This is a genomic window from Bradyrhizobium sp. JR4.1 (assembly GCF_040548605.1).
Lineage (GTDB): Bacteria > Pseudomonadota > Alphaproteobacteria > Rhizobiales > Xanthobacteraceae > Bradyrhizobium > Bradyrhizobium canariense.
The window spans coordinates 112,402-124,634 of the sequence record NZ_JBEPRY010000025.1; the positions used below are offsets into that span (position 1 = coordinate 112,402).

General features: G+C 64.9%; 11 protein-coding genes. All 11 read left to right on the plus strand.

Features of this window, described 5'->3' with window-relative positions:
- The first annotated feature begins 36 nt into the window (after positions 1-36).
- The 11 genes from ABIB90_RS33860 (at position 37) to ABIB90_RS33910 (ending at position 12,080) form a co-directional block, all read left to right on the plus strand.
- A complete protein-coding gene (locus tag ABIB90_RS33860; RefSeq protein ID WP_007593842.1) occupies positions 37-1,017 on the plus strand; it encodes an ABC transporter permease in 981 nt (326 codons plus the stop codon).
- Positions 1,018-1,986, plus strand: coding sequence for an ABC transporter permease (locus ABIB90_RS33865; RefSeq protein WP_007593845.1), 969 nt, complete (start codon positions 1,018-1,020; stop codon positions 1,984-1,986).
- 13 nt (positions 1,987-1,999) lie between these two features.
- Entirely contained in the window at positions 2,000-2,986 is a 987-nt protein-coding gene (locus tag ABIB90_RS33870; RefSeq protein ID WP_219682697.1) for an ABC transporter ATP-binding protein, read from the plus strand.
- Positions 2,983-3,972 carry an ABC transporter ATP-binding protein gene (locus ABIB90_RS33875; RefSeq protein ID WP_354202240.1) on the plus strand — a complete coding sequence of 330 codons (990 nt, stop codon included), beginning with the start codon at positions 2,983-2,985 and terminating at the stop codon, positions 3,970-3,972. The genes ABIB90_RS33870 and ABIB90_RS33875 overlap by 4 nt, the downstream gene beginning before the upstream one ends.
- 81 nt (positions 3,973-4,053) lie before the next feature.
- Complete coding sequence (locus tag ABIB90_RS33880; RefSeq protein ID WP_354202241.1) at positions 4,054-5,859, plus strand: gamma-glutamyltransferase family protein; 1,806 nt, start codon at positions 4,054-4,056, stop codon at positions 5,857-5,859.
- Positions 5,860-5,868: 9 nt separating this feature from the next.
- Entirely contained in the window at positions 5,869-6,579 is a 711-nt protein-coding gene (locus tag ABIB90_RS33885) for a DUF1028 domain-containing protein (RefSeq protein WP_354202242.1), read from the plus strand.
- Entirely contained in the window at positions 6,576-7,565 is a 990-nt protein-coding gene (locus ABIB90_RS33890; protein ID WP_354202243.1) for an ABC transporter ATP-binding protein, read from the plus strand. The genes ABIB90_RS33885 and ABIB90_RS33890 overlap by 4 nt, the downstream gene beginning before the upstream one ends.
- On the plus strand, positions 7,565-8,665 hold the full coding sequence (locus ABIB90_RS33895) for an ABC transporter ATP-binding protein (protein ID WP_354202244.1): 1,101 nt from the start codon (positions 7,565-7,567) through the stop codon (positions 8,663-8,665). Before ABIB90_RS33890 ends, ABIB90_RS33895 begins: the two co-directional genes overlap by 1 nt.
- Before the next feature lie 23 nt (positions 8,666-8,688).
- Positions 8,689-10,212, plus strand: coding sequence for an ABC transporter substrate-binding protein (locus ABIB90_RS33900; RefSeq protein WP_354202245.1), 1,524 nt, complete (start codon positions 8,689-8,691; stop codon positions 10,210-10,212).
- A 31-nt stretch (positions 10,213-10,243) separates the two neighbouring features.
- Positions 10,244-11,185 (plus strand): ABC transporter permease, encoded by a 942-nt coding sequence (locus ABIB90_RS33905; protein ID WP_354202246.1) that lies wholly within the window; start codon positions 10,244-10,246, stop codon positions 11,183-11,185.
- Between the two features lie 4 nt (positions 11,186-11,189).
- The gene (locus tag ABIB90_RS33910; RefSeq protein WP_007593864.1) at positions 11,190-12,080 is read left to right on the plus strand and encodes an ABC transporter permease; all 891 of its coding nucleotides are present in this window, start codon (positions 11,190-11,192) and stop codon (positions 12,078-12,080) included.
- The last annotated feature ends 153 nt before the right edge of the window (positions 12,081-12,233 follow it).

Here is a 12,233-nt window from a genome sequence, read left to right on the forward strand (position 1 = left end):
ATGATGCGTGCCACTGAAGAAATGTGAAAGGAACAGATGCTCGCTTTCACACTGCGCCGGGCCATTCAGGCCATTGGTGTCATGATCGCCGTCGGGATCATCTCCTTCTCGATGTTTCGTTTCGCCGGCGATCCCGTGAACCAGATGGTCGGGATGGACACGTCGGGCGCCGAACGTGCCGCGATCCGCAAATCGCTCGGCCTCGACGATCCCGTGATCGTGCAGTTCGGCCGCTATATCGGCAACGCTGCGCAGTTCAAGTTCGGCGTCTCCTACCAATTCCGCCTGCCTGTCAGCAATCTTCTGATGGAGCGGATGCCCGCGACCCTGGAGCTCGCGATCTGCGCCACCATCTTCGCGATGCTCTGTGGCATCCTGATGGGCGTCTATTCGGCGCTTCGCCGCGACAGCTGGCTCACACACGCGTTCCAGGCGATCTCGCTGATCGGCATCTCGCTGCCGACCTTCCTGATCGGCATTCTCATGATCTACCTGTTCTCGGTGACGCTCGGCTGGCTGCCCTCGTTCGGGCGCGGCGACGTCGTGCATATCGGCTGGTGGACGACGGGTCTGCTGACGCTGTCCGGACTGAAGGCGCTGATCATGCCCTCGATCACGCTGGGCTTGTTCCAGATGACGCTGATCATGCGCCTGGTCCGCACCGAGATGCTCGAAGTCATGCGCACCGACTACATCCGCTTCGCCCGTGCCCGCGGCCTCACCACCCGCGCCATCCATTACGGTCATGCGCTGCGCAACACGCTGATCCCGGTCATCACGGTGGCCGGCCTGCAATTTGGCTCGGTAATTGCATTTGCGATCATCACCGAGACCGTGTTCCAGTGGCCCGGCATGGGGTTGCTGTTCGTGCAGGCCGTGCAGAATGTCGATATCCCGATCATGGCCGCCTATCTGATGATGGTGTCCCTGATCTTCGTCACCATCAATCTCGTGGTTGATATCCTCTACACCATCGTCGATCCGCGGCTGCGCTCGACGATCAGCCGGGCACATTGAATGAGCGAAGCCGTCGTCCCGCACAAGGTCGAAGAACGCGGCCCGCGCGCCGACGCGCCGGGTTGGTTCAAACGTGCGCTCGACAGCGATCTGTTCTATTCATTTCGCCGCTCCAAGATCACCATGGTCGCAGCGGCGGTGACGCTGCTGTTCTTCCTGGTCGCGATCCTCGCCTCGGTGCTGTCGGTCCAGAATCCCTTCGACCCGGCGCAGCTCCAGCTGATGAACTCGCGCATTTCGCCATTATGGACCTCCGACGGCCAGAGTCCGTTCCTGCTCGGCACCGACGAACAAGGCCGGGACGTATTGTCCGCGATCCTTTACGGCATGCGCATCTCGCTTCTTGTCGGCGTGCTCGGCGTCGTCTTCTCCGGCGCGATCGGCATCCTGCTCGGGCTGACGGCCGGCTATTTCGGCGGTGCCGTCGACGGGCTGATCATGCGCATCGCCGACGTGCAGCTTTCATTCCCGGCGATCCTGATCGCGCTGCTGATCAACGGCATCGCCAAATCGGTCTTCGGCAACAAGCTCGACGAGATGAGCATGCTGGCTGTCCTGGTCTTCGCGATCGGGTTGAGCTTTTGGGTGCAATATGCCCGCACCGTGCGCGGCTCCGTCATGGTCGAGAAGAACAAGGACTATGTCGCCGCCGCCCAGCTCATTGGCCTGCCCGCTCCGGTGATCATGTTGCGCCACGTGCTGCCGAACACGATGGGGCCGATTCTCGTCATCGCCACCATCAATCTCGCGCTCGCCATCATCACCGAGGCGACGCTGTCGTTCCTCGGCTCGGGGATGCCCGAGACCATGCCATCGCTGGGCACGCTGATCCGCATCGGCAACAACTATCTGTTCGCGGGCGAATGGTGGATCGTCGCCTTCCCTGGAATCGCACTCGCGGCGCTGATCCTGTCGATCAATCTGCTCGGCGACTGGCTGCGTGACGCGCTTAACCCGAAACTCCGATGAGTATGCAGCGTTCATGACCGAGCCCGTTCTCTCCGTTCGTAATCTTCAGGTCGAGTTCGCCTCCCGCCGGGGCACGCTGCGCGCGATCGACAGTGTCTCCTTCGATATCGCCAAAGGCGAGGTGCTCGGTGTTGTCGGCGAGTCCGGCGCCGGAAAATCGGTCACCGGACTCGCGGTCATTGGCCTGATCGATTCCCCGGGCCGCATCTCGGGCGGCGAGATCCGCCTCTCCGGCCTGCGCATCGACAATCTGCCGCCGGAAGAGATGCGCCGCGTGCGCGGAAAACGTATCGGCATGATCTTCCAGGACCCCCTCACCTCGCTCAATCCGCTGTACAAGATCGGCGACCAGCTCATCGAGACGATCAGAACCCATCTGAACCTGTCCGAGACCGCCGCCCGCCGGCGAGCCATCGACCTGCTCGCCGAAGTCGGCATTCCGGCTCCGGAAAAGCGCATCGACGGCTATCCGCACGAATTCTCCGGCGGCATGCGCCAGCGCGTTGTGATTGCGCTCGCGATCTGCGCCGAACCGGAGCTGATCATCGCCGACGAGCCGACCACCGCGCTCGACGTCTCCGTACAGGCGCAGATCATCTCGCTGATCAAGCGTCTCGGCCGCGACCACGGCACCGCGGTGATGCTGGTGACCCACGACATGGGCGTGATCGCCGAGACCTCCGACCGGGTCGCGGTGATGTATGCCGGCCGCGTCGCCGAGATCGGTCCGGTGCAGGACGTGGTCAGGAACCCGCTGCACCCCTACGCCAAGGGCCTGATGGGCGCGATCCCGACCCTTGCCGGCGACGACAAGCGTCTGGTGCAGATCCCCGGCTCCATGCCGCGCCTGTCGGCGATCCCGCGCGGCTGTTCGTTCAATCCGCGCTGCGCATTCGCATTCGACCGATGTCGCGTGGAGAGGCCGGAGCCGCTGCCGCGCGGCGCGCAATCGGTCGCCTGCCACCTCTATGACAGCGTGCCGGCGGAGAGCGCGGCATGAGCACTCCCTTCGTCCAGGCCACGAATCTTCGCCGCGTCTTCGACGTCTCGAAGCCCTGGCTCAACCGCATGCTCGAAGGCGGGCAGCTCGAATATCTCAAGGCCGTCGACGGCGTCACCTTTGACATCAGGAAGGGCGAGACCTTTGCACTGGTCGGCGAATCCGGCTCGGGCAAGACAACGGTGGCGCGGATGGTCGTCGGCTTGCTGCCGCCAAGCTCCGGCAACGTCTTGATCGACGGCATCTCGATGACCGATCCGCGGCAGGCCCAGGCGCGGCGGAAATTGCGCCGCCGCATCCAGATGATCTTTCAGGATCCCTATGCGAGTCTGAACCCACGCTTCCGGGTCGACGCCATCATCTCCGAGCCGATACGCGCTTTCGACCTGATCGAGGGCGAGCGCGACATCCAGGCACGTGTCGGAGAGCTCCTCACCCTCGTCGGCCTGCATCCCGACGACAGGTTGAAATTTCCGCACGAATTCTCGGGCGGCCAGCGTCAGCGCATCGCGATCGCTCGCGCGCTCGCCTCCGATGCGGAGTTCATCGTCTGCGACGAGCCAACCTCCGCGCTCGACGTCTCCGTGCAGGCGCAGATCCTGAACCTGATGCGCGACCTCCAGGACAAGTTCGGCCTGACCTACATGTTCATCAGCCACAACCTCGCCGTGGTCCGCCACATGGCGAGCCGCGTCGGCGTGATGTATCTCGGCCGCATCGTCGAGATCGCGGAAGGGCGCGAGCTGTTTGCCCGTCCGCGCATGCCCTACACCAAGATGCTGCTCGGCGCCGTGCCCGATCTTGCCATGAGCGGCCGCCAGCGCATTCCCGTGAAGGGCGAGATCCCGAACCCGATCAATCCGCCGTCCGGGTGCGCCTTCAATCCGCGCTGCCCGCTGGCGTTCGATCTCTGCCGCAAGGAGGCGCCGAGCCTGATCAACGGCGTCGCCTGCCATGCGGTCAACACCGCGCCGGTACCGGCGTGACGCGCGCGTGCCATGCAGCCTGCGCATTTGGCGACGGCCTGGCCCTGTGATCAATTGCGCGCGCCGCAAGTGAGGTAGTCCATGGCCAGCATCGTCAATCCCGATCCCTTCACGACACGCCCCGAGATCGAAGGCACCTTCGGGGTCGTCGCGACCACGCACTGGATCGCGACTGCCGTCGGCATGGCCACCCTGGAAAAGGGCGGCAATGCCTTTGACGCCGGCGTCGCCACCGCTTTCACGCTCCAGGTGGTCGAGCCGCACCTGAACGGCCCCGGCGGCGACGTTCCGATCATCGTGCACGACGTGAAGCGCGGCCGCACCGAGGTGATCTGCGGCCAAGGTCCGGCACCGGCCCGCGCCACAATCGCGCATTACAAGAGCGAAGGCCTCGACATGGTGCCTGGCACCGGCCTGCTCGCGGCCTGCGTCCCCGGCACCTTCGAATCCTGGATGATGATGCTGCGTGACTACGGCACGATGCGCGTGCGCGACGTGCTGGAGCCCGCGATCTCCTATGCGCGCGACGGCTATCCGCTGGTCGAGCGCGCCTGCGCCACGATCCAGACCGTCGAGCAATTATTCCGCACGCACTGGCCGACATCAGCCGCCGTCTATCTCCCGAACGGCGAAGTGCCAACACCGGGAACGCTCTTCACCAACAAGACACTTGCGGCGACCTACGCACGGATCCTGAGCGAAGCCGAAAGCGGCGGCGGCGGTCGGGACGCCGAGATCGAGCGTGCACGCAAGGCCTGGTCGCAAGGCTTTGTCGCGGAAGCCATCGACAAATTCTGCCGGACGCAGGAGGTGATGGACGTCAGCGGCTCGCCGCATCGCGGTGTGCTGTCGGCCGATGACATGGCGCGGTGGCAGCCGACGGTCGAGGCCCCGCTCACCTACGATTATGGCCGCTACACCGTCTGCAAGGCCGGCGTTTGGAGCCAGGGCCCGGTGACGCTGCAACAGCTCGCGCTGCTGAAGGGCTTTGCGCTCGATGGGTTGGACCCGACGGGGCCGGAATTCATCCATCTCCAGATCGAATGCGCCAAGCTCGCCTTCGCCGACCGCGAAAAATTCTACGGCGATCCCAAGTTCAGCGAGATCCCGATCGGAACGCTGCTGTCGGATGCCTACAACAACGAGCGCCGCAAGCTCGTCACCGACGAGGCCTCGCTCGATCTCCGGCCCGGTGCGATCGAGGGCTTTGGCGGCGTGGTCAAGCTGCGCCGCGCCGAAGGCCAACGCGAGGCCGTCGGCGCGCTCGGCGCCGGTGAACCGACGGTGGGCCGCTTCGGCGAGGTGCGCGGCGACACCGTGCATTTCGACATTATCGACAAGGCCGGCAACATGGTGTCGTCGACGCCGTCGGGAGGCTGGCTGCAATCCTCACCTGTCATTCCCGAGCTGGGTTTCTGTCTCGGCAGCCGCGCACAAATGTTCGATTTGGAGGAGAACCAACCGAGTTCGCTGGCGCCGGGCAAGCGGCCGCGCACCACGCTGTCGCCGAGCATGGCGCTGCGCGATGGCGAGCCGTATCTCGCCTGGGGCTCGCCCGGCGGCGACCAGCAGGATCAATGGATCACGCAGTTTTTCCTGCGGCACGTCCATTGCAACCTCAATCTCCAGGAGGCGATCGACGCCCCGGCCTGGCATTCCGAGCACTTTCCGATCTCGTTCTGGCCCCGCACCGCGCGCCCCGGCGTGCTCGTGGTCGAGAACCGCGTGCCGAAGGCGACGATCGAGAATCTTCGCGAACGCGGACATATCGTCGAGGTCGGTCCCGGCTGGTCGGAAGGCCGCCTCACCGCGGCTTCGCGCGTCGGTCCGCGCCGCCGGGCTGCCGCCAATCCGCGCGGCATGCAGGGCTACGCCGCAGGGCGCTAGAGGCAGCACATGACCTGGTCGATCATCGCGCGCGATTCTGCTACCGGCCAGTTCGGCATCGCCGTTGCCACGCGCTTCTTCGCCGTCGGCGCGCGCGTGCCTTATATCGCCGCCGGCCTCGGCGCCATCGCGACGCAAGCCTTCGTCAATCCATATTACGGCATCGACGGCGTCAAGCTTTTGCGCGAAGGCCTCAACGCACATGATGTTCTCGCCAGCCTGCTCGCAACCGATGACGGCCGCGAGAGCCGCCAGATCCACATCATGGACGCCAGCGGCGCGATCGCCGCGCATACCGGGCGCGATTGCGTCGACTGGTGCGGCCAAATAGCCGGCAGCGGCTTCTCGATCGCCGGCAACATGCTCGCGGGCGCCGATGTGCTCGACGAGACCGCAAAAACCTATATCGCCAATGACAGCCTGCCCTTCCCGCGCCGCCTGCTCGCCGCGATGCGCGCGGGCGAAGCCGCCGGCGGCGACAAGCGCGGCAAGCAATCCGCTGCGCTCCTGATCCACGGCGAGGAGGAATGGCCGGCATTGGACCTGCGCGCCGACGATCATCCCGATCCGCTCGGTGAGCTCGAGCGGCTCGAACGGGTCAGCCACGAGCTCTGGGTACACTTCCGCGCCTCCATGCCGACGCGGCAGAACCCAGCCGGCAACACCGATCGCAGTGTCATCGACGCGAGCATCGCCGCAGCGCGCGCAAAACGATCATGAACCCGAGCCCGCTCATCGAGATCAGCGATCTGCGCATTCGTTTTCACGGCGACGACGGCCGCCTCACCTACGCGGTCGACGGCGTCGATCTCAGCGTCGCCCATGGCGCGACGCTCGGCCTCGTCGGCGAATCCGGCTGCGGCAAGAGCGTGACGTCGCTGGCGATCATGGGCCTGCTGCCAAAGCAGAGCGCGGAGATCTCCGGCGCGATCCGCTTCGACGGCTTCGACCTGCTTAAGACATCGGACCAGACGCTGCGCGACCTCCGCGGCAACCGGCTCGCGATGATCTTTCAGGAGCCGATGACTTCGCTCAATCCGAGCTTCACCATCGGCGACCAGATCGTCGAGACGATTCTGCGCCACCGCGGCGGTTCGCGCAGGAGTGCGCGCGAGCGGGCGATCGATCTGCTGCGTCGCGTCCACATCCCCTCGCCCGAGCGGCGGATCGACGAATATCCGCACAAGCTCTCCGGCGGCATGCGCCAGCGCGTCATGATCGCGATGGCACTCGCCTGCGACCCGCGGCTGCTGATCGCGGACGAACCCACCACCGCGCTCGACGTCACGCTGCAGGCGCAGATCCTGGAGCTGATGCGCGAGTTGAAGGCGGCGAGCGGCGCGGCCATCATCCTGATCACCCACGATCTGGGCGTCGTCGCCGAAGTCTGCGACGAGGTCGCGGTGATGTATGCCGGCGAGATTGTCGAGCGCGCGCCGGTGGACGAGCTGTTCTCAGCGCCGCAGCATCCCTACACCGTCGGCCTGCTCGGCTCGATCCCGCGGCTCGACCATCGCGCCGAACAGCTCGCCACGATCGAGGGCATGGTTCCGAACATGATGCAGCCGCCTGCGGGATGCCGTTTCGCCGCACGCTGCCCCTTCGTGCTGGACGCCTGCACCAAGGCGCCGCCGCGGCTGGTCGAAATCAGTCCCGGCCACCTCTCGCGCTGCATCCGCGCGCCGCTCGAACGTCTGGTGTCGTGATGGCGCTGCTCAAGGTCGATGGCCTGGTCAAGCATTTCGTCGCCGAGCGTTCGCTGTTCGGAAGGGCGCTGGCGCATGTCAAAGCCGTTGATGGCGTTTCCTTCTCGCTCGATGCCGGCAAGACGCTGGCGCTGGTGGGTGAGTCCGGCTGCGGCAAATCCACCGTCAGCCGCCTGGTGCTGCGGCTGATCGAGCCGGATGCAGGCACGATCCATTTCGAAGGCCGCGATCTGCTCTCGCTCGACGCCGGCGCGCTGCGCGCCTTTCGCCGCGAGGCGCAGATCATCTTCCAGGATCCCTACGCCTCGCTCAATCCGCGCATGACCGTCGGCCAGATCCTGACCGAGCCGCTGGCGCTGCACAACCTGGTGCCGCCCGCCCGGCGCCGCGAACGCGTCGAGGAGATCCTGCGGCTGGTCGGGCTGGAGCCGCGGCTGGCGCGGCGTTACCCGCACGAATTCTCCGGCGGCCAGCGCCAGCGCATCGCCATCGCCCGCGCGCTCGCGGTCGAGCCGAAACTGATCATCTGCGATGAGCCGGTTTCGGCGCTCGACGTCTCGATCCGCTCGCAGATCCTCAATCTGCTGCGCGAACTCCAGGATCGGCTTGGGCTGGCCTACATTTTCGTCTCGCATGACCTCGCCGTGGTCAAGCACATCGCCGACCACGTGGCGGTGATGAATCTCGGCCAGATCGTCGAGACGGCGGCGGCGGACGCACTGTTTGCCGCGCCCCGCCATCCCTATAGCCGGGCCCTAATGTCCGCGATTCCCGTGCCTAAACCGCGGGCAAAGCGCAGCCGCATTGTGCTGCAGGGAGAGATCCCCAGCGCGCTCAATCCGCCGCCGGGATGCCGCTTCCACACCCGCTGCCCCTACGTGGTCGACCGTTGCCGCAGCGAAATGCCTCAGCTCGTGCAGGATGGCATCGGACATGCAACGGCATGCCACCGAACGTCGGAACTGCCGTCGTCCGAAGCAATCGTCCCAACGGACGGCGGCTTCTCCCCGGTTCTCGAAAAATTGGTCGCCGCCTTTAGCGGCGGCCCGGAAGCAGTCCGCGGCAGCGGGGTTAGTTCATTGGGGACGAACCCGGCATAGCCGTAAAACAGAGGTTGAGAGCGATGAGTCCTATGCGTTTGGCACTCCTGGCGTCGGCATTGCTGACGTCGCTCATAGGCGCGGCCCAACTCCAGGCCCAGGCCCAGACCACGCTTCGCATCGGCATCGGCGAAGACCCTGATATCCTCGACCCCAGCATCGGCCGTACCTATGTCGGGCGCATCGTATTCTCCGCCTTCTGCGACAAGCTGTTCGACATCGACGAGAAGCTCAACATCGTGCCGCAGCTCGCGTTGTCCCATGAGACCTCGGCCGACGGCAAGGAGATGACGATCAAGCTCCGGCCGAACGTGAAATTCCACGATGGCGAGCCGCTCGACGCGGAAGCTGCAAAATTCTCGATCGAGCGTCACATGACGCTGCCGGGTTCGTTCCGCAAGTCCGAGCTCGCGAGCGTCGACCATGTCGAGGTGGTCGATCCCCTGACCATCAAGCTGGTGCTCAAGACGCCTTATTCGCCGTTGATCGCCCAGCTGACCGACCGCTCAGGCATGATGGTGTCGCCGAAGGCCGCCAAGGAGGCCGGCGACAAGTTCGGCCTGCATCCGGTCTGCGCCGGTCCCTACAAATTCGTCGAGCGCGTGCAGCAGGACCGCATGGTGTTCGAGAGATTCGCCGATTACTGGAACAAGGACAACATCCATATCGACCGCGTCGTGTTCCTGCCGATCGTGGATGCCACGGTGCGCCTTGCCAACCTGAAGTCCGGCGGGCTCGATCTGATCGAGCGCGTGCTCGCCACCGACATCAAGGACGTCCGCGCCGACCCCAAGCTCGTGCTGTCAACGGCGCCTGAGCTGGGCTATCTCGGCCTGACCATCAATATTGGCAATGACAAGGCCAAGGGGCCGCTGAGCCAATCGGCGAAAGTCCGTCAGGCGCTCGATCTGTCGATCGATCGCGAGGCGATCAACCAGGTCGTGTTCAACGGCGAGTTCACCCCCGGCAATCAATGGATCAGCCCGACGCATCCCTATTACCAGAAGGCATTCCCCCTTCATGGTCGCGACATCGCAAAAGCGAAGGCGCTGTTGAAGGAGGCTGGCGTCAGCCTGCCCGTCACGGTCGACTACATGGTGCCGAAGGGGACCGAGTACGAGGCCGTCGCCCAGGTCGTGCAGTCCATGGCGGCCGAAGCAGGTTTCGACATCAAGGTCCGCGTCGTCGAATTCGCGACCACCTTCAAGCAGGCCCAGGCCGGCGAGTTCCAGATCTTCCAGATCAACTGGAGCGGTCGTATCGATCCCGACGGCAACTCCTATATCTTCATGCGCAGCAAGGCACCGCAGAACGATGGCGTCTATTCGAATCCGGAGGCCGACAAGCTGATGGAAGAAGGAAGGCTGACCGCCAATGTCGCGGAGCGCAAAGCGATCTACGAGAAGATGACCAAGATCCTGCTCGACGATTTGCCGATCATCTACATCTACCACCGCACGCTTCTGATTGCGCACACGACCAAGCTCCAGGGATACAGGCAGATGCCCGACGGGCTGGTGCGCGTGGTCGGGCTGAAGTTCAAGTGAGCGTGGCATCGCCCGACAACCGGCCGGCGCCATGCTGAACTTCCTCGCCCGCCGCATTGTGCAGATCGTGCCGACACTGTTCTTCGTGTCGCTGCTGATCTTCTCGCTCCAGCAATTGCTGCCGGGGGATCCCGCGCTGGTGATGGCCGGCGAGGAGCGCGATCCCGCGGCAATCGAACAGATCCGCCATCAATACCGGCTCGATCAGCCGATCCCCGTACAGTACGTCTATTGGCTTAAGGGCGTTCTATCAGGCAATTTCGGTGAATCGCTGCGCAACAAGATGCCGGTACGCGAGCTGATCGCGCAGAAGCTGCCGGTGACGCTCCAGCTCGGCTCGATGGCAATGTTGATCGCGCTCCTGATCGGCATTCCCGCCGGCATCGTCTCCGCCGTGAAAAGGGGCACCGTCTGGGACTATGGCGCCAATTTGTTCGCGCTGTGGGGCATCTCGACGCCGAATTTCTGGCTCGGCATCATGCTGATCTTCCTGTTCTCGATCGAGCTCGGCTGGCTGCCGGCGTCCGGCTACGTGCCGCTGACCGAGAACTGGCGCGCGAGCCTCGCCGCCACCATCATGCCGGCCTTCGTGCTCGGCAACGCGATTTCCGCGGTCCTGATGCGGCACACCCGGAGCGCCATGCTGCAGGTGCTGGAAAGCGACTATGTCCGCACCGCGCGCTCCAAGGGATTGTCCGAACGCTCGGTCATCCTCAAGCACGCCATGCGCAACGCACTCACGCCGATCATCACACTCGGCGCGCTCGAGCTCGGCACGCTGTTGTCGGGGGCGGTTCTGACCGAGCAGATCTTCTCCATTCCCGGCTTCGGCAAACTGATCGTGGACGCCGTATTCAACCGCGACTACGCGGTCGTACAGGGCGTCGTGCTGGTGACGGCGACGGTCTACATTACCCTCAATCTCGTTGCCGATGTCGCCTACATCCTCGTCAATCCGCGGCTGCGGGGCTAGACTCATGACCGATGCCGCCCTGCCCGCCGCCGCTCCTATCGCGCAAGCTGACGAGCTGGACAGCCCGGCGCGTCGCGCCCGGCGGCGCTTGTTCAAACGCAAGGCCGCAGTATTCGGACTTGTCATGATCACCTTGTTCGTCGGCTTCGCGCTGCTCGCGCCGTTCGTCGTGCCCTACGATCCGATCGCGACGAGCTGGGGCCTCGTCCGCAAGCCGCCCACCGCGGCACACTGGTTCGGCACCGACGAGCTCGGTCGCGACATCCTGAGCCGCGTCGTCTACGGCGCGCGCGCGTCCCTGCTCGCGGGCCTCATCTCGGTCGCGATCGCGCTGGGCGTCGGCGTTCCGCTCGGCCTGCTCGCCGGCTATCGCGGCGGCTTCGTCGATGCGCTGATCAGCCGGATGACCGACGCGATGCTGGCCTGCCCATTCCTGATCCTGGCGATCGCGCTCGCCGCATTCCTCGGTCCGAGCCTCGGCAATGCCATGATCGCGATCGGCATCTCGGCAACCCCGATCTTCATCCGCCTGACCCGCGGCCAGGTGTTGAACGTCAAGGCCGAGGACTATGTCGAGGCGGCGCGCGCGCTCGGCAACCCGCCGTGGCGGATCGCGTTTTCGCACATCCTGCCGAACATCCTGCCGGCGCTGCTGGTGCAGGCGACGCTATCGATTGCCGCCGCCATCATCGCCGAAGCCGCGCTGTCCTTCCTTGGCCTCGGCCAGCAGCCGCCGGCGCCGTCCTGGGGCAGCATGCTCAACGCAGCGCAGCGTTTCCTGACCCAGGCGCCCTGGATGGCGATCTGGCCGGGGCTTGCGATCTTCCTCGTGGTGCTGTCGCTGAACCTGCTCGGCGACGGCCTACGTGACGCGCTCGATCCAAGGCAGCGTTAGAGCGGAATGAGAATAGGTTGAATTAAGCGGCCCCGGGCTTGGTGCACCTCTCCCGCTTGCGAGGGCTTTGCGTAAATCGCGAATCTGCGATTCTCTAAGAGACATCTGAAGAGGATCTGGGGATGGCATATCGGCAGGTGGGGCAACCGAGCT

Coding starts and splice junctions, on each gene's coding strand:
- ABIB90_RS33905 (WP_354202246.1), top strand. CDS start 10,244: ATGCTGAACTTCCTCGCCCGCCGCATTGTGCAGATCGTGCCGACACTG.
- ABIB90_RS33860 (WP_007593842.1), top strand. CDS start 37: ATGCTCGCTTTCACACTGCGCCGGGCCATTCAGGCCATTGGTGTCATG.
- ABIB90_RS33880 (WP_354202241.1), top strand. CDS start 4,054: ATGGCCAGCATCGTCAATCCCGATCCCTTCACGACACGCCCCGAGATC.
- ABIB90_RS33890 (WP_354202243.1), top strand. CDS start 6,576: ATGAACCCGAGCCCGCTCATCGAGATCAGCGATCTGCGCATTCGTTTT.
- ABIB90_RS33900 (WP_354202245.1), top strand. CDS start 8,689: ATGAGTCCTATGCGTTTGGCACTCCTGGCGTCGGCATTGCTGACGTCG.
- ABIB90_RS33870 (WP_219682697.1), top strand. CDS start 2,000: ATGACCGAGCCCGTTCTCTCCGTTCGTAATCTTCAGGTCGAGTTCGCC.
- ABIB90_RS33895 (WP_354202244.1), top strand. CDS start 7,565: ATGGCGCTGCTCAAGGTCGATGGCCTGGTCAAGCATTTCGTCGCCGAG.
- ABIB90_RS33910 (WP_007593864.1), top strand. CDS start 11,190: ATGACCGATGCCGCCCTGCCCGCCGCCGCTCCTATCGCGCAAGCTGAC.
- ABIB90_RS33875 (WP_354202240.1), top strand. CDS start 2,983: ATGAGCACTCCCTTCGTCCAGGCCACGAATCTTCGCCGCGTCTTCGAC.
- ABIB90_RS33865 (WP_007593845.1), top strand. CDS start 1,018: ATGAGCGAAGCCGTCGTCCCGCACAAGGTCGAAGAACGCGGCCCGCGC.
- ABIB90_RS33885 (WP_354202242.1), top strand. CDS start 5,869: ATGACCTGGTCGATCATCGCGCGCGATTCTGCTACCGGCCAGTTCGGC.